The sequence below is a fragment of the Pseudomonas sp. PDM22 genome (genome assembly GCF_014851965.1).
In the GTDB taxonomy this organism is placed as follows: Bacteria; Pseudomonadota; Gammaproteobacteria; order Pseudomonadales; family Pseudomonadaceae; genus Pseudomonas.
This window is the reverse complement of sequence record NZ_JACVAR010000001.1, coordinates 223734-240689: the sequence shown is the minus strand read 5'-3', so window position 1 is coordinate 240689 and position 16956 is coordinate 223734. Positions and strand designations below refer to the sequence as shown.

Sequence of the window (16956 nt, the reverse complement as noted above, 5' to 3'; positions counted from 1 at the left end):
GGGTAGTTTCGCGTCGGCTGCTTCTGAGAGGCGGTGCTGAAGGGATTTTCCTTAGGCAAGTTATAGGCTTACGAATTTTTGGGTGACGTTCCTTTGACGCGCCCACAGCAAAGAGCGCACGGCGCTCGATGAATTGACGGCACGCCCGCCAGGGCGCGTTTGGTATCGATGGAGGCAGGTTTGGACAAGAACATGAAAATTCTCATCGTGGACGACTTTTCCACGATGAGGCGCATCATCAAGAACCTCCTGCGGGACCTGGGGTTCACCAACACCGCAGAAGCCGACGACGGCACCACTGCGCTGCCGATGCTGCACAGCGGCAACTTCGACTTCCTCGTTACCGACTGGAACATGCCCGGCATGACCGGCATCGACCTGCTGCGTGCGGTCCGCGCCGACGAGCGTCTGAAGCACCTGCCGGTACTGATGGTCACCGCCGAAGCCAAGCGCGACCAGATCATCGAAGCGGCCCAGGCCGGGGTCAACGGCTATGTGGTCAAGCCTTTCACCGCTCAGGTGCTGAAAGAAAAGATCGAGAAGATTTTCGAGCGGGTCGGCAGCTGAGGCTGACCAAGAGGGCGTCATGGATTTCAACGAATCCGCGGGTGACTTCGAGTCGACCCTGAAAAAACACGCGCGCGAATTGGTCGACTGCCTCGAGCAGGGCGACGTACAGACCGCCGTGCAGCTGATCTCCGAGCTCAATCAGGCGCGTGATCGCGGGCTCTACCAAGAGGTAGGCAAGCTTACCCGCGAACTGCACAACGCCATCGTCAACTTCCAGATCGATCCCAGTTCCCCGCGCGCCCAGGAAGTCTCGCAGATTGCCGACGCCACCGATCGCCTGTCCTACGTGGTGACGATGACCGAGAAAGCGGCCAATCGCACCATGGACCTGGTGGAAGAGTGCACCCCGGTGGTCATGCACATCGAGACCCAGGCCAAGGAGCTGCAGGAAGACTGGTCGCGTTTCATGCGTCGCGAGCTGGGCCCCGAGGCCTTCCGTGACCTGGCCAAGCGTGTCGAGCAGTTCCTCTACATCAGTGCCCAGGACAGCCGCAAACTTTCCGCGCACCTGAACGACATCCTGCTCGCGCAGGACTTCCAGGACCTCACCGGGCAAGTGATCAAGCGCGTCACCAAGCTGGTGACCGAGGTCGAGTCGAACCTGGTGAAGCTGGTCTGGATGGCGGGTCAGGTCGATCGCTACGCCGGCATCGAGCATGACCACGAGAGCATGCGCGACGCGGTGGAAAAAGAAAGATCGTCCAAGGGTGAAGGTCCGCAGATTGCTGCCGATACAAGAAAGGACGTCGTATCCGGTCAGGACGATGTCGATGACCTGTTGTCCAGCCTTGGTTTTTAAGCGTCCGCTGACGCTGTAGAGGGAGCACCGAATGAGCTTCGACGCCGATGACGAAATCCTCCAGGACTTCCTGGTGGAGGCCGGCGAGATTCTCGAGCTACTGTCCGAACAACTGGTCGAGCTGGAAAGCCGCCCGGATGACATGGACCTGCTCAATGCAATCTTCCGTGGGTTCCATACCGTCAAAGGTGGTGCCGGCTTCCTCCAGCTGAATGCGCTGGTGGAGTGCTGCCACATCGCCGAGAACGTGTTCGACATGCTGCGCAAGGGCGAACGCCGCGTGGATGCCGAACTGATGGACGTGATGCTGCAGGCGCTGGATACCGTCAACGTCATGTTCCAGCAGGTGCGTGATGCGGAGGAGCCGACGCCGGCGACTCCCGAGCTGCTGGCCGCGCTGTCGCGCCTGGCCGACCCGAACGCTGCTCCCGCCGAAGCTCCCGCTGCGGCTGTTGCCGAGCCTGTCGTGGAAGAGGCTCCGGCCGCTGCGGCCGCTTATGGCGACATCACCGACGCCGAGTTCGAACAGCTGATGGATGCCCTCGAGCCTGCCGCTGAAGCGCCCGCCGCGCCGGTTGGCAGCGGTGGCGACGACATCACCGACGACGAATTCGAAGCACTGCTCGACCAGTTGCACGGCAAGGGCCAGTTCAGCGCTGCTGCCAAGGAACCCGTCAGTGCGGCTCCGGCACCGGTTGCCGAGGCGCCCGCCGCCGGTGCTGGCGACGAGATCAGCGACGACGAGTTCGAAGCGCTGCTCGACCAGTTGCATGGCAAGGGCCAGTTCACCGGTGCGAAGGAAGAGGCACCGGCTGCCGTCGAGGCTGTTGCCCAGACCAAGCCTGAGGAAGCTCCGGCGGTCGGCGGCGACGACAACATCACCGACGACGAATTCGAGAAGTTGCTCGACGAGCTGCACGGCAAAGGCCAGTTTACCGGCGCGAAGGAAGAGCCGGTCGCGGCTGCGCCATCCAATGCACAGCCCAAAGCGGCTGCTGCGCCTGCGCCCGCACCCAAGTCTGCTGCCGCTCCGGCGCCGGCCGCTGCCGCCAAGCCTGCATCGGCCAAGCCCGCCGCTGCGGCTGTGGAGAAGCCGGCCAACGAAGCGGAAACCACCGTGCGCGTGGACACCGCCCGCCTGGACGAGATCATGAACATGGTCGGCGAACTGGTGCTGGTGCGTAACCGTCTGGTGCGCCTGGGCCTGAACAGCGGCGACGAGGCGATGGCCAAGGCCGTCTCCAACCTCGACGTGGTCACCGCCGACCTGCAGTCGTCGGTCATGAAGACCCGCATGCAGCCGATCAAGAAGGTCTTCGGCCGCTTCCCGCGCCAGGTCCGCGATCTGGCGCGCAACCTGAAGAAAGAGATCAACCTCGAGCTGATCGGCGAAGAGACCGACCTGGACAAGAACCTGGTCGAAGCCCTGGCCGACCCGCTGGTGCACCTGGTGCGCAACGCAGTGGACCACGGCATCGAAGGCCCCGACGAGCGCGAGGCCGCCGGCAAGTCGCGTTCGGGCAAGGTGGTGCTGTCCGCCGAGCAGGAAGGCGACCACATCCTGCTGTCGATCTCCGACGACGGCAAAGGCATGGACCCGGATGTGCTGCGCGCCAAGGCCGTGGAGAAGGGCCTGCTGGACAAGGATGCGGCCGATCGCCTGTCCGAGTCCGACTGCTACAACCTGATCTTCGCGCCGGGCTTCTCGACCAAGACCGAGATATCCGACGTCTCCGGCCGCGGTGTCGGCATGGACGTGGTGAAGACCAAGATTTCCCAGCTCAACGGCATCATCAACATCTACTCGACCAAGGGCCAGGGCTCGAAGATCGTCATCAAGGTCCCGCTGACCCTGGCGATCATGCCGACCCTGATGGTGATGCTGGGCAACCAGGCCTTCGCCTTCCCGCTGGTCAACGTCAATGAGATCTTCCACCTCGACCTGTCCAACACCAACGTGGTGGACGGCCAGGAAGTGGTGATCGTCCGCGACAAGGCCCTGCCGTTGTTCTACCTCAAGCGCTGGCTGGTGCCGGGCGCGCAGTATGACGAGCCGGGCGAGGGCCACGTGGTGATCCTCTCCGTGGGCACCCAGCGCATCGGCTTCGTAGTCGACCAGCTGGTGGGCCAGGAAGAAGTGGTGATCAAGCCGCTGGGCAAGATGCTGCAGGGCACGCCGGGCATGGCGGGGGCGACCATTACCGGGGACGGCCGCATCGCGCTGATCCTCGACGTGCCGAGCATGCTCAAGCGCTACGCCCGTCGTATCTGACCGCCATGGGCGAGCCGCAGGGCTCGCCCATGTGATGGAAGAAGTTTTTTTCAGGAGTGTCTATGGCTGTCAAAGTCCTGGTGGTGGACGATTCGGGGTTCTTCCGCCGCCGCGTCTCGGAGATTCTTTCGGCTGACCCGCAGATCCAGGTGGTCGGCACGGCAACCAACGGCCGCGAGGCGATCGATCAGGCGCTGGCGCTCAAGCCCGACGTGATCACCATGGACTACGAGATGCCGCTGATGGATGGCATCACCGCCGTGCGGACCATCATGCAGCGCTGCCCGACGCCGGTCCTGATGTTCTCCTCGCTGACCCACGAGGGCGCGCGGGTGACCCTGGACGCGCTGGACGCCGGCGCCGTCGACTACCTGCCGAAGAATTTCGAGGACATCTCGCGCAACCCGGACAAGGTCCGTCAGCTACTGTGCGAGAAGGTCCACACCATCGCCAAGAGCAACCGCCGCTTCGCCGCGTACTCTTCGTACTCGTCGAGCCCGGCCGCGCCGGCTTCGACTCCCGCTGCCGGCACCGCGCGCACGGCCGCTCCCGCTTCGTCGGGCCCCAGCCATGCGCCGGCCGCTCCGGCTCCGGCGACTTCCGCCGCCCCAAAGCGTAAGCCCTACCGGCTGGTAGCCATCGGCACTTCGACCGGTGGGCCGGTGGCGCTGCAGCGGGTCCTGACCCAGCTGCCTGCCAATTTCCCCGCGCCGCTGGTGCTGATCCAGCACATGCCGGCGGCCTTCACCAAGGCCTTCGCCGAGCGCCTGGACAAGCTGTGCAAGATCACCGTCAAGGAAGCCGAGGATGGCGACATCCTGCGTCCCGGCGTGGCCCTGCTGGCTCCCGGCGGCAAACAGATGATGGTCGACGCCCGTGGCGCGATCCGCATCCTGCCCGGTGACGAGCGCCTGAACTACAAACCCTGCGTCGACGTGACCTTCGGTTCCGCGTCCAAGGCCTATGGCGACAAGGTCCTGGCGGTGGTTCTCACCGGCATGGGCGCCGACGGTCGCGAAGGCGCGCGCATGCTCAAGCAGGGCGGCGCCCAGGTGTGGGCGCAGGATGAAGCCAGCTGCGTGATCTACGGCATGCCCATGGCGATTGCCAAGGCGGGCCTGGCCGACGCGGTGTACAGCCTGGACGACATCGGCCGCCACCTCACCGAGGCCTGCGGCTGATGGATGTCCTCAGCCTGGTCGGCCTGATCCTCGCGATGGTTGCCATCATTGGTGGCAACTTCCTCGAGGGCGGGCACGTCGGTGCCCTGGCCAATGGCCCGGCGGCACTGATCGTGGTGGGCGGCACCCTGGCCGCTGCACTGCTGCAGACCCCGGTCGCGGTGCTCAAGCGCGCCGTGACCATGCTGCGCTGGATGGTCCTGCCGCCCAGGGTGGATCTGGTCGGCGGCATCAACCACGTGGTCGGCTGGAGCATGACGGCGCGCAAGGAAGGCCTGCTGGGCCTGGAGACCGTCGCCGACGCCGAGCGTGACCCCTACGCGCGCAAGGGCCTGCAACTGCTGGTGGACGGCACCGAGCCCGAGGCCATCCGCAGCATCCTCGAAGTCGACCTGTACAACCAGGAAAGCCGCGACCTGGCGGCTGCCAAGGTATTCGAAGCCATGGGCGGCTACTCGCCGACCATCGGTATCATCGGTGCGGTGATGGGCCTGATCCACGTGATGGGCAATCTCGCCGACCCCAGCCAGCTGGGCAACGGCATTGCCGTGGCCTTCGTCGCCACCATCTACGGCGTCGGCCTGGCCAACCTGCTGTTGCTGCCCATCGGCAACAAGCTGAAAAGCATCGTGCTGCGCCAGTCCTGCTACCGCGAAATGCTCATGGAGGGCCTGCTGTCCATCGCCGAGGGTGAGAACCCGCGCTCCATCGAGCTGAAGCTGCAAGGCTTCGTCGGCTGAGGGGGAGGGGATGCGCATGCCTCGCCGCAGACGTCATGAGGAACACGAGAATCACGAACGCTGGCTGGTGTCCTACGCGGACTTCATCACCCTGCTGTTCGCCTTCTTCGTGGTGATGTACTCGATCTCCTCGATCAACGAGGGCAAGTACAAGATCCTCTCGGAAACCCTGACCGGCGTGTTCAACCAGCCGGACCGCTCGATCCGCCCGATCCCTGTCGGTGAGGAGCGCCCGCGCACCCAGCAGCCGGACCAGTCGCTCAACGAGCCGCAGGACGACGGCCAGGCCCAGGGCAACCCCGATACCCTGCAGCAGATCACTGACAGCGTGCGCCAGGCCTTCGGTGACCTGATCTCCACCGATCAGCTGTCGGTGCGTGGCAACGAGTTCTGGATCGAGATCACCCTCAATTCCAGCTTGCTGTTCCCCAGCGGCGATGCCATTCCCAATGACGCCGCCTTCGAGATCATCGAGAAGGTCGCCAGGATTCTGGCGCCTTACCGCAACCCGGTGCACGTCGAAGGTTTCACCGACAACGTTCCGATCCATAATTCGCAGTACCCGACCAACTGGGAACTGTCCGCGGCCCGCGCCGCCAGCATCGTCCGCATGCTCGCCCAGGATGGCCTCGACGCCGGTCGGCTGGCCGCGGTGGGCTATGGCGAATTCCAGCCAGTGGCGGACAATGCCACGGCGGATGGCCGCGCACGCAACCGCCGGGTGGTGCTGGTGATCTCCCGCAACCTGGAGGTGCGCCGCAGCATCAGCGGGGTGGGCAGTGGCAAGGCGCAGCCGGACCCGGCGTTGCGGCATGCTGGCACGCAATCTGCACCAGTGATTGCCAGTGAGGCGCCCGGCAGTGGCGCCGTCAATTCTTCGTCATCGGCAGGGGACTGAACGATATGAAAACCCTGAACCGAATCACGGCCTGCGGGGAGCCAGCACTATGAAAGTCTGGGCGGTAGCCAACCAGAAAGGTGGCGTCGGCAAGACCACATCCTCGATCGCATTGGCAGGCCTGCTGGCGGACGCCGGCAAGCGCGTGCTGATCGTCGACCTGGACCCCCATGGCTCGATGACCAGCTACTTCGGTCATGACCCTGACACCCTGGAACACAGCGTGTTCGACCTGTTCCTGCACCAGGGCAACGTGCCTGAGGGACTGCCGGAGTCGCTGCTGCTGCCCACCAGCCACGAGAACATCCGCCTGCTGCCGTCGAGCACCGCGCTGGCCACCCTGGAGCGCCAGTCGCCGGGGCAGAACGGTCTCGGCCTGGTGATCGCCAAGAGCCTGGCGCAGCTGTGGAACGAGTTCGACTACGCGATCATCGACAGCCCGCCGCTGCTGGGCGTCCTGATGGTGAACGCCATGGCGGCCAGCCAGCACCTGGTGATCCCGGTGCAGACCGAGTTCCTCGCCCTCAAGGGCCTGGAGCGCATGGTCAACACGCTGAAGATGGTCAATCGCTCACGCAAGCAGGCGCTGCCGTTCACCATCGTGCCGACCCTGTTCGACCGCCGTACCCAGGCGTCGCTGGGCACCCTGCGGGTGCTGCGCGATACCTACCCGGATACCCTCTGGCAGGCGTTCATCCCGGTGGATACCAAGCTGCGCGACGCCAGCCGCCTGGGCACGGTGCCCTCGCGCAACGACGGCAACAGCCGTGGCGTGATCGCCTACCGCGCGCTGCTCAAGCATCTGCTGGCCCATGTGCCGGCGAGCCAGGTAGCCTGAAGATGACAGGCCTGAACAAAAGAATCCGACGGATGCGCTCAAGAGCGGCGCGTCCGCTGCCGATAGGCTGGACAGTCACCTTGCGCGGTTATCCATCATGAGTCGTTCCGCTACCGCCACTCGCCCCCAGCTCGCGCTGCAGTCCTACCTGGACGCGCTGCTGCAGGAGGCCACTTTCGAAGACTTCGCCCCGGAACCGGTGGCGCAGCCTGTTGTTGCCCCCGTGGTTCCGGCTCCGGTCGCCCTGGTGGTCAGCGAGCCGGTCGCGCCGCTGGTCGCCGAACCCCAGGCTGCGGTGCTGCAGGCGCCGGAAACCAGCGTCAGCCTCGATGAGTTCGAAGCGGCCGTGCTCGAAGAGCAGGTCCGTGATGCCCGCCTGAGCGTGGCCACCCGCGCGCCAGTTGCCCAGGCTACGGTGGCTGAGCTGCGCCTGCCCGAGCCCGTAGCACCGGTCATCGAAGCGCCCGTTGCCGACGCTCCCGTCGCGGATGAACCACCGGCGCAACTGGCCCAGGTCATCGACCTGCACCAGCCCGGCAGCGCCGAGATGCCCGCCGCGCCGCTGAAGCTGCTCGACGACGGTCGCCCGGTGTGGGCCGCCGAGCCGTTCGAGTGCCTGCTGTTCGACGTCGCCGGGCTGACCCTGGCGGTGCCGCTGGTTTGCCTGGGCTCCATTTATCCACTGGCGGGGCACGACCTGACCCCGCTGTTCGGCCAGCCCGACTGGTTCCTCGGCATCCTGCCGGGCCAGAACGGCAACCTGAAGGTGCTCGACACCGCGCGCTGGGTGATGCCCGAGCGCTACCGCGACGACTACCGCGAGGGGCTGCAGTATGTGATTTCCGTGCAGGGCTACGAGTGGGGGCTGGCCGTGCATCAGGTCAGCCGCTCGGTGCGCCTGGACCCGTCCGAGGTGAAGTGGCGCAGCCAGCGCCAGCAACGCCCGTGGCTGGCCGGCACGGTGATCGACCAGATGTGCGCGCTGCTCGACGTCTCGGCCCTGGCCGAACTGATCGCCAGCGGCGCCGCCAAGCGCCTGCAGCCCTGAGGCTGCGCGCAAGCAGATTTGAAAGACAACCTCCACGCCGCAGGCGGCGTGGAACCAGAAGAGGCGAGGGGATATGAAGAAAACGTCAGCGCAAGGTGCCGAAGATCCGATTCTGCAGTGGGTCACCTTCCGCCTGGACAACGAGACCTACGGCATCAACGTGATGCAGGTCCAGGAAGTGCTGCGCTACACCGAGATTGCGCCGGTCCCGGGTGCCCCGAGCTACGTGCTGGGCATCATCAACCTGCGCGGCAACGTGGTCACCGTGATCGACACCCGCCAGCGCTTCGGCCTGGACCCGGCGCCGGTCTCGGACAACACCCGCATCGTCATCATCGAAGCCGACAAGCAGGTAGTGGGCATCCTGGTCGACAGCGTCGCCGAGGTCGTCTACCTGCGCCAGTCCGAGATCGAGACTGCGCCGAACGTCGGTAACGAGGAATCGGCCAAGTTCATCCAGGGCGTCTGCAACAAGAACGGCGAGCTGCTGATCCTGGTAGAGCTGGACAAGATGATGACCGAGGAAGAGTGGTCGGAGCTGGAGAGCATCTGAGGTGCTGATCGCTCTGGTGGTGCTCGGTATCGCCTGCGCGGGCCTGGCGATGGCCTGCGTCTGGCTGTCCGGCCGGCAGCGTGCCCAGGAAGCCCAGGCGGTGCAGCTGGCCAAGCAGCTGGCGGTGTTCGAGCAGCGCCTGAAGGAACAGGGCAAGCGCATCGAGTCGTACCAGCAGATCAATATCCGCATGGGCGAGGAGCTGCGCGAGCTGAACAAGCAGGTCGCGCCGCTGCCCGAGCGCCTGGTGCGCATCGAGCAGCGCGACCCCACCAGCCTCTCCTTCAGCCAGGCGGCACGTCTGGTTGGCATGGGCGCCAGTCCCGAAGACCTGACCCAGAGCTGCGGCCTGTCCCAGGCCGAAGCCGAACTGGTCGCCCGCCTGCATCAGGGCAAGACGCGGGACTGAGCCCGCGCCGCCGCCTTTTTCGAGCCCGAGCCGCCTGTCGGGATTCCTGGCTTGTAGGAGTTTAACTACAGGCAATTAGGACTCGTCTGATAAGAATCGCGGCAATACGTCGCTAAATTGGCCTCGTCAAAATTTTTCCGAGGCCATCGATATGGCGACCATTTCCCGTCGGGCCATGGTGCTGTGCTCGCACCCCGGCCGGCTACTGAACTACAGCGTGCTGCTCAATCGCCTGGAGTTCTACCACCTGAGCCTCTGCCTGAACCTGGATGAAGTGCGCAAGGCGCTTTCGGGCCGCCAGCGCTACAGCCTGTTCATCCACGACGATTTCCGCCCCGGCCCCAACGAACTGATGAGCCTGAAGGCGCTGAGCCAGAGCAACACCTTCCGCCAGTTCCTGCTGGTGGGGAACTACAGCGCGGAGGAGCGGCGCGGCCTGATGCAGTGGGCCTGGGCCAACCGTGTGCCGCTGCTGGATGTGCTGGACAAGCCGATTTCCCTGGCGCAGCTGCGCGAGGTGACCAGCAGCATGGTGCTCTACCACAGCGAGGACGCGCAGCCGATCTGCAAGGCCGTGCACGATTTCAGTGAGCTCGCTCCGGCCGCCGAGCTGCCGACGTCCCGTACTGTCTGCGACTGGCGCGGCTGAGCAGGCTCACCGGCGACGGGAGTCCGGCCCTTCCAGCAACAGCGGCATCGCGTCCGGCGGCGCCCCTGGCTTATCGTTAAGCGGGCTCTTGCCCTTGAGGTACCAGGCGAAGGCGATGATTTCCGCGATGGTACGGTAGAGCGCCTCGGGAATCGCATCGCCCAGCTCCAGGCGCGCCAGCAAACGCACCAGCTCGCCGTTCTCGTAGATCGGCACCTCGTGGTGGCGGGCGATGGCGAGGATGGTCTCCGCCAGTTCATCGTCGCCCTTGGCGGTGAGCGTCGGTGCGCTCTGCCCGTCATAGTTGAGGGCAATGGCCTGGCGCGGCGCTTTCCTGGATTTCTTCATGCAGTCTCGTCCACCCAGCGTTGTTCCACCGCCGTGCGCGCGCCCTGGGGCGGCTTGCCCTGGCGGCAACTCAGCTCGCCCACACTGAGTCCGGCGTCGTTCAGGCGCTGGCGCAGGGTGCCCAGTTCGCCATCGATCAGGCTGGCGGTGGCGGCGCGCTCGGCCCACAGCTGGGTGCCGATGCTGCCGTGGGCCAGGGTGGCCTGGACCTGCAGCGGGCCGAGGCTGTCCAGGTCGAAGGCCAGATCGACGCGCCAGAGCATTTCCCGCGGCTGCTCGCGCTCGCTCGCCGGGCTGTCTTTTTCTTCCTGCTGGATACGCACCTGGATCGGCACCATCTGCTGTTGATGGCGCAGGGGAATCTCCAGCTGCCAGGTGTTCAATACCGTGCCGTCAGGCAGCACGTCGCTCTGCGCCAGGCTGCCCAACTGGTGGGTCTGCAGGCGGGAGACCGCGGCGGCGGCCAGCTTGAGCAGCGACTCGAGGTCGCCTTCTTCTTCCAGTTCATTGGCCAGCCGGCTGGGGAGCGGGAAGCTGACCGGTGGCGGTGTGCGCCCACTGGTCTGGCCGATCACGCCCAGCGCATTGCGGACGAACGCCGGCATGGCCTGTGCCAGATTGTTGGCACCGGCCAGGGCACTGCCCGGCAGGTTGCCCAGCACCGCGGCCGCCGTACCGCCCTGGACGGTTGGCAGTATCTGGGCAATCAGCCGCAGCAGGTTGGCCTTGAGGTCCTGGGGCAAACCCTCTACGCCGCGCAGCAACTGCCCTTCGAGGAACGCGCCGCTTTGCTGGAAGGCCTGGGCGACACCCTTGGCATCACTGAGCTGGCGGATGTCCGGCAGGGCGCCGAGCAGCTTGTCCACCGACTGGCGCAGCTCCGGGCTCAGGTTCGGGTTGCTGCCGCTACCCTGCAGCGCTTTGAACAGATTATCCAGCGGGCCCTGGCGGTTCTGCTGGGCGCCGAGCTGCAGGCTCAGGTCGAGCTGGTCCATGCGGGCGTTCATCGGCAGGAACTGCAGGGCCTGCTGGTCCTGCACGCGGGCGCTGAGCAGGCTGTTGAGGGGGAGCGGGTTGGGCGATTCGATGCTCAGCTGGCGCCCGGCCAGCGGCGTATTGAGCAACGTCACCAGCACCTTGTAGACCACCTGCTCGGCCTTGCCGAGGGCGATCAACTGGCTGGCGTCCACCTTGCCCTGGATCAGGGTGCCCACGGGCAGCACGTCGAGGTCGAGGCTACCCAGTGGCGCCTGGTTGGTGCCACTCATGCCGAGGGGGCCAAGCGAGCCGAGGCTCGGTTGCGTCAGCAGGGTGGCGGCGAGGCTGGTCTGGTTCAGCGTCGACAGTTGCAGGGTGCTGCCCTTGGGCAGCGCCTGAGGGCTCTCCGCCACCACCAGCGCCTGCTGCCCGCTGGCCATGGTCAGGCGCAGCAGCAGCTGAAAATTCACCTGTCCGTCGCGCACTGCCAGTACTTCTGCGTGGGCCTTGTCTCCCGGCGGCAGCAGATCGCCGAGACTCTGCGCGAGCTTGAGCGTCAGCTCGGCCGCGCTTTGCGTGCTGCGCAGCGGCGGGGTAGGCGGTAGCGGACGGGAAGCGCCAATTTCACTCGGCATCGGGGACCTGCAGGCGGCGTGACGGGGTTGCGCCCAGTGTATCGGCGGCCATTGCGCGCACTTTAGACCGTCCGGCGGCCGGAGGGCAGGGCGGTGGTTGCGCATGGACGCAGCTCAAGGTGCGCTGATTTGACGTTACACCCTGTCGAAAAACCTGACGTCGGGTGTAGGAACCGCTGTGTATAATGCGCCGCCCGAGGCCGTGCTTGGCGGCCCGCGTGGTATGGCCGCGTTTTTGCACTACTGACTGTTTTCTGCCCGACGGTTGCCGATGCCCTTGACCCATCCCCTCCTCGAAACCGTGGCGCTCGCTTGCGAGCGGGACTGGCGCATGCTGTTCGAGCGTCTCGATCTGCGACTGGGCGCGGGCGAAATGCTACAGATCGTCGGCCCCAACGGTAGCGGCAAGACCAGCCTGCTGCGCCTGCTCAGCGGGTTGATGCAGCCTACCGCCGGTGATGTGCTGCTCAACGGCAAGCCGCTGACCGAACAACGCCATGAACTGGCCCGTCAGCTGCTGTGGATCGGCCACGCGGCCGGTATCAAGGGCCTGCTCACCGCCGAAGAGAACCTCGCCTGGCTCTGTGCCCTGCACCAGCCGGCCAACCGCGATGCCATCTGGCGGGCGCTGGAGGCCGTCGGCCTGCGCGGCTTCGAGGACGTTCCCTGCCATACCCTGTCCGCCGGCCAGCAGCGTCGCGTGGCCCTGGCGCGCCTGTATCTGGACGCGCCGCCGCTGTGGATCCTCGATGAACCCTTCACCGCCCTGGACAAGCAGGGCGTGGCGCAGCTGGAAGAACACCTGGCCGGCCATTGCGAGCGCGGTGGACTGGTTGTGCTGACCACCCACCACAGCCTGGAGCGCATGCCGCAAGGCTACCGCGCCCTCGATCTGGGCCAGCACGCACGGGAGGTTGCGGCGCGATGAGCAACGTCTTCACCCTGTTGCTCGCCCGCGAAGCGCGCCTGCTGTTCCGTCGTCCGGCGGAGCTGGCTAATCCTTTGGTGTTCTTCGCCATCGTCATCGCGCTGTTCCCGCTGGCGGTCGGCCCCGAATCGGAAATGCTCAAGAACCTCTCGCCGGGGCTGGTCTGGGTCGCGGCATTGCTGGCGGTGCTGCTGTCGCTGGACGGCCTGTTCCGCAGCGATTTCGAAGATGGTTCTTTGGAACAGTGGGTCCTTTCGCCGCACCCCCTGCCACTACTGGTCCTGGCCAAAGTGCTGGCACACTGGCTGGTTTCAGGGCTGGCCCTGGTGCTGCTGTCGCCGCTGTTCGCCCTGATGCTGGGCCTGCCGGCGCGCTGCCTGCCGGACCTGCTGCTGTCGCTGCTGCTGGGGACACCGATCCTGAGCCTGCTGGGCGCCGTGGGCGCGGCGCTCACCGTGGGTCTCAAGCGCGGCGGCCTGTTGCTGGCCCTGCTGATCCTGCCGCTTTACATTCCGGTGCTGATCCTGGGCAGCGGAGCGCTGCAGGCGTCGCTGCAGGGGCTGCCCACCGCCGGGCACCTGCTGTGGCTGGCCAGCCTGACGGCGTTAGCATTGACGCTGACGCCATTTGCCATCGCCGCCGGGCTGAAGATCAGCGTCGGCGAGTGAACGAACGATCGCCGGGCTGGGAAGCGGCACCGGCGGCAGACTAGAGCTTTGAATTACAGAGCCTGATGATGAACTGGACTTGGTTTCACAAGCTTGGCTCGCCCAAGTGGTTCTACGAGATCAGCGGACGCTGGATGCCCTGGTTCGCGGTCGCCGCGATCCTGCTGATGGTTGCCGGCACCGTCTGGGGCCTGGCCTTCGCGCCGCCGGATTACCAGCAGGGCAACAGCTTCCGCATCATCTATATCCACGTGCCGGCGGCGTTCCTCGCCCAGTCCTGCTACGTGATGCTGGCCGTGGCCGGCGCGGTCGGGCTGATCTGGAAGATGAAGATCGCCGACGTCGCCGTGCAGTGCGCCGCGCCGATTGGCGCCTGGATGACCTTCGTCGCGCTGGTCACCGGTGCCATCTGGGGCAAGCCGACCTGGGGCGCCTGGTGGGTCTGGGACGCGCGCCTGACCTCGATGCTGATCCTGCTGTTCCTCTATTTCGGCATCATCGCCCTGGGCCAGGCCATCACCAACCGTGACAGCGCGGCCAAGGCCTGTGCCGTACTGGCCATCGTCGGCGTGGTGAACATCCCGATCATCAAGTACTCGGTGGACTGGTGGAACACCCTGCACCAGCCGGCCACCTTCACCCTGACTGAAAAGCCGCCGATGCCGCCGGAGATGTGGATTCCGCTGCTGATGATGGTCGCCGGCTTCTACTGCTTCTTCGCCGTGGTGCTGATGATGCGCATGCGCCTGGAAGTGCTCAAGCGCGAAGCCCGCGCGAGCTGGGTCAAGGCCGAGGTGGAGCGCGCGCTATGAGTTTCGAGTCCTTTTCCGATTTCCTCGCCATGGGTCACCATGGCCCTTACGTGTGGTCCGCCTACGCCATCTGCCTGGTGGTCCTGGCGATCAACGTCGTCTCGCCGATCGTGGCGCGCCGGCGTTACCTGCAAGAAGAGGCGCGTCGTCTGCGCCGGGAGGCCAGCAAGTGAATCCGGTCCGCAAGAAGCGTCTGTACATCGTCCTCGCCATCGTCGCCGGCGTTGGCGTCGCCGTCAGCCTGGCGCTGTCGGCCCTGCAGGAAAACATCAACCTGTTCTACACCCCGACCCAGATCGCCAACGGCGAAGCTCCGCACGACACGCGTATCCGCGCCGGCGGCATGGTGGAGAAGGGCTCGCTCAAACGTTCGGCGGATTCGCTGGACGTGGAGTTCGTGGTCACCGACTTCGCCAAGGAAGTGACGGTGAAATACCGCGGCATCCTCCCGGACCTGTTCCGCGAAGGACAGGGCATCGTCGCCCTGGGCAAGATCAACGAAGCCGGCGTGCTGACCGCCGATGAAGTCCTGGCCAAGCACGACGAGAAGTACATGCCGCCGGAAGTCACCAAGGCGCTCAAGGACAGCGGCAAGCTGGAGCACTACGAAGCCAGCCAGAGCGGCAACGCCGCGCCGCAACAGGGGAGCAACTGACATGGTTCCCGAACTCGGTCACCTTTCGCTGATCCTCGCGCTGTGCATGGCGCTGGTGATGTCGTTCTTCCCGCTGGTCGGTGCCTGGCGCGGCGATCGCCAGTGGATGAGCCTGGCGCGCCCGGCAGCCTGGGGGCAGTTCGCCTTCCTGCTGTTCTCCTTCGGCTGCCTGACCTGGGCCTTTCTCCACGATGATTTCTCGGTGGCCTACGTCGCCAGCAACTCCAACAGCGCGCTGCCCTGGTTCTACAAGTTCAGCGCCGTGTGGGGCGCCCACGAAGGCTCGCTGCTGCTCTGGGCGCTGATCCTCGGCGGCTGGACCTTCGCCGTGTCGGTGTTCTCCCGCCAGTTGCCGGAAGTGATGCTGGCCCGCGTGCTGGCCGTGATGGGCATGATCAGCACCGGCTTCCTGCTTTTCCTGATCATCACCTCCAACCCCTTCAGCCGCCTGCTGCCGCAGGTGCCGGCCGACGGTAACGACCTCAACCCGCTGCTGCAGGACCCGGGCCTGATCTTCCACCCGCCGATGCTCTACATGGGCTACGTGGGCTTCTCGGTGGCCTTCGCCTTTGCCATCGCCGCACTGCTCGGCGGCCGTCTCGATGCCGCCTGGGCGCGCTGGTCGCGGCCGTGGACCCTGGTGGCCTGGACCTTCCTCGGCGTCGGCATCGTGCTCGGCTCCTGGTGGGCCTACTATGAACTGGGCTGGGGCGGCTGGTGGTTCTGGGACCCGGTGGAAAACGCATCCTTCATGCCCTGGCTGGTGGGCACCGCGCTGATCCACTCGCTGGCGGTGACCGAGAAGCGCGGTGTGTTCAAGAGCTGGACCGTGCTGCTGGCGATCGCGGCCTTCTCGCTGAGCCTGCTGGGCACCTTCCTGGTCCGCTCCGGCGTGCTGACTTCGGTGCACGCCTTTGCCTCGGACCCCGAGCGCGGCGTGTTCATTCTCGCCTTCCTGCTGGTGGTGGTCGGCGGCTCACTGACGCTGTTCGCCCTGCGCGCACCGGTGGTCAAGAGCCAGGTCGGCTTCGCCCTGTGGTCCCGCGAGACCCTGCTGCTGCTGAACAACCTGATCCTGGTGGTCACCGCCTCGATGATCCTGCTGGGCACCCTCTACCCGCTGGTGCTCGACGCCATCAGCGGCGCCAAGCTGTCGGTCGGCCCGCCGTACTTCAACGCGCTGTTCGTGCCGCTGATTGCCATCCTCATGCTGGCCCTGGCGGTTGGCGTGCTGGTGCGCTGGAAGGACACCCCAACCCGCTGGCTGCGCAACATGCTTACTCCGGTGCTGATCGGCACCGTGGTGCTCGGCGGTGTCGGCAGCTTCCTGTATGGCGAGCTGCACTGGGAAGTACTGACCGTGTTCATGCTGGCCGCCTGGGTCGTACTGGCCGGTCTGCGCGACTTCTTTGACAAGGTCCGTCACAAGGGCGTGATTGCCGGTGCCGCGGGCCTGAACCGCAGCTACTGGGGCATGCAGCTGGCGCACTTCGGTATCGCCATCTGCGCCATCGGCGTGGTGCTCACCAGCCAGTTCAGTGCCCAGCGTGACCTGCGCATGGCGCCGGGCGAGTCGGTGGAGCTGGCCGGCTACCAGTTCCGCTTCGAGGGCACCCATCACTTCGAGGGGCCGAACTTCACCTCCGACAAGGGCACTATCCGCGTGACCCGCAAGGGTTCCGAAGTGGCCGTGCTGCACCCGGAGAAGCGTCTGTACAGCGTGCAGAACTCGATGATGACCGAGGCCGGCATCCACGGCAGCCTGACCCGCGACCTCTACGTCGCCCTGGGTGAGCCGCTGGACAACGGCGCCTGGGCCGTGCGTGTGCACATCAAACCCTTCGTGCGCTTCATCTGGCTCGGCGGCCTGCTGATGGCCCTGGGCGGCGTGCTGGCGGCGCTGGATCGTCGCTACCGCCTGAAAGTGAAAACGCGTGTACGCGAGGCCCTGGGCCTCGCCGGACAGGGAGCCTGA

At 65.8% G+C, this 16956-nt stretch carries 19 protein-coding genes; 17 read left to right on the top strand and 2 right to left on the bottom strand.

What is annotated here, in order from left to right; genetic code table 11:
• Positions 1-192 precede the first annotated feature (192 nt).
• The 11 genes from IB255_RS01165 to IB255_RS01115 all read left to right on the top strand — a co-directional run bounded on the left by IB255_RS01165 (position 193) and on the right by IB255_RS01115 (position 9957).
• Positions 193-567: a chemotaxis response regulator CheY gene (locus tag IB255_RS01165; protein WP_085988857.1), complete on the top strand. Its 375-nt coding sequence runs from the start codon at positions 193-195 to the stop codon at positions 565-567.
• A gap of 19 nt (positions 568-586) precedes the next feature.
• Complete coding sequence (locus tag IB255_RS01160; RefSeq protein WP_045212054.1) at positions 587-1369, top strand: protein phosphatase CheZ; 783 nt, start codon at positions 587-589, stop codon at positions 1367-1369.
• Between the two features lie 31 nt (positions 1370-1400).
• Positions 1401-3641, top strand: coding sequence for a chemotaxis protein CheA (locus tag IB255_RS01155; RefSeq protein ID WP_192209723.1), 2241 nt, complete (start codon positions 1401-1403; stop codon positions 3639-3641).
• A gap of 62 nt (positions 3642-3703) precedes the next feature.
• Positions 3704-4822 carry a protein-glutamate methylesterase/protein-glutamine glutaminase gene (locus IB255_RS01150; protein WP_192209722.1) on the top strand — a complete coding sequence of 373 codons (1119 nt, stop codon included), beginning with the start codon at positions 3704-3706 and terminating at the stop codon, positions 4820-4822.
• Positions 4822-5562: a flagellar motor protein gene (locus tag IB255_RS01145; protein ID WP_192209721.1), complete on the top strand. Its 741-nt coding sequence runs from the start codon at positions 4822-4824 to the stop codon at positions 5560-5562. The genes IB255_RS01150 and IB255_RS01145 overlap by 1 nt, the downstream gene beginning before the upstream one ends.
• Positions 5563-5578: 16 nt before the next feature.
• The gene (gene motD / locus IB255_RS01140) at positions 5579-6460 is read left to right on the top strand and encodes a flagellar motor protein MotD (protein ID WP_081519496.1); all 882 of its coding nucleotides are present in this window, start codon (positions 5579-5581) and stop codon (positions 6458-6460) included.
• Positions 6461-6509: 49 nt separating this feature from the next.
• On the top strand, positions 6510-7298 hold the full coding sequence (locus tag IB255_RS01135) for a ParA family protein (RefSeq protein ID WP_151187830.1): 789 nt from the start codon (positions 6510-6512) through the stop codon (positions 7296-7298).
• A 97-nt stretch (positions 7299-7395) separates the two neighbouring features.
• Positions 7396-8346, top strand: a complete 951-nt coding sequence (locus tag IB255_RS01130; protein ID WP_192209720.1) for a CheW domain-containing protein — start codon at positions 7396-7398, stop codon at positions 8344-8346.
• Positions 8347-8419: 73 nt separating this feature from the next.
• Entirely contained in the window at positions 8420-8899 is a 480-nt protein-coding gene (locus tag IB255_RS01125) for a chemotaxis protein CheW (RefSeq protein WP_015476565.1), read from the top strand.
• A 49-nt stretch (positions 8900-8948) separates the two neighbouring features.
• Positions 8949-9308, top strand: coding sequence for a DUF2802 domain-containing protein (locus tag IB255_RS01120; protein WP_192209864.1), 360 nt, complete (start codon positions 8949-8951; stop codon positions 9306-9308).
• 151 nt (positions 9309-9459) lie between these two features.
• On the top strand, positions 9460-9957 hold the full coding sequence (locus tag IB255_RS01115) for a hypothetical protein (protein WP_225594635.1): 498 nt from the start codon (positions 9460-9462) through the stop codon (positions 9955-9957).
• Between the two features lie 6 nt (positions 9958-9963).
• Here IB255_RS01115 and IB255_RS01110 read toward each other — a convergent pair whose 3' ends face one another.
• Both IB255_RS01110 and IB255_RS01105 read right to left on the bottom strand, forming a co-directional pair.
• On the bottom strand, positions 9964-10305 hold the full coding sequence (locus tag IB255_RS01110) for an EscU/YscU/HrcU family type III secretion system export apparatus switch protein (RefSeq protein WP_081519305.1): 342 nt from the start codon (positions 10303-10305) through the stop codon (positions 9964-9966).
• Positions 10302-11918, bottom strand: a complete 1617-nt coding sequence (locus tag IB255_RS01105) for a flagellar hook-length control protein FliK (protein WP_192209719.1) — start codon at positions 11916-11918, stop codon at positions 10302-10304. Before IB255_RS01105 ends, IB255_RS01110 begins: the two co-directional genes overlap by 4 nt.
• A gap of 271 nt (positions 11919-12189) precedes the next feature.
• Here IB255_RS01105 and ccmA point away from each other — a divergent pair, with 271 nt between their 5' ends.
• The 6 genes from ccmA to IB255_RS01075 all read left to right on the top strand — a co-directional run bounded on the left by ccmA (position 12190) and on the right by IB255_RS01075 (position 16956).
• Positions 12190-12846, top strand: a complete 657-nt coding sequence (ccmA, locus tag IB255_RS01100; protein ID WP_139791617.1) for a cytochrome c biogenesis heme-transporting ATPase CcmA — start codon at positions 12190-12192, stop codon at positions 12844-12846.
• A complete protein-coding gene (ccmB, locus tag IB255_RS01095) occupies positions 12843-13514 on the top strand; it encodes a heme exporter protein CcmB (RefSeq protein ID WP_017520311.1) in 672 nt (223 codons plus the stop codon). The genes ccmA and ccmB overlap by 4 nt, the downstream gene beginning before the upstream one ends.
• Before the next feature lie 65 nt (positions 13515-13579).
• Entirely contained in the window at positions 13580-14326 is a 747-nt protein-coding gene (locus tag IB255_RS01090; RefSeq protein WP_088416741.1) for a heme ABC transporter permease, read from the top strand.
• Positions 14323-14499 carry a heme exporter protein CcmD gene (gene ccmD, locus IB255_RS01085; protein ID WP_081519307.1) on the top strand — a complete coding sequence of 59 codons (177 nt, stop codon included), beginning with the start codon at positions 14323-14325 and terminating at the stop codon, positions 14497-14499. Before IB255_RS01090 ends, ccmD begins: the two co-directional genes overlap by 4 nt.
• Positions 14496-14981, top strand: a complete 486-nt coding sequence (ccmE, locus tag IB255_RS01080) for a cytochrome c maturation protein CcmE (RefSeq protein ID WP_045212029.1) — start codon at positions 14496-14498, stop codon at positions 14979-14981. The genes ccmD and ccmE overlap by 4 nt, the downstream gene beginning before the upstream one ends.
• 1 nt (position 14982) lies before the next feature.
• The gene (locus IB255_RS01075; RefSeq protein WP_081519308.1) at positions 14983-16956 is read left to right on the top strand and encodes a heme lyase CcmF/NrfE family subunit; all 1974 of its coding nucleotides are present in this window, start codon (positions 14983-14985) and stop codon (positions 16954-16956) included.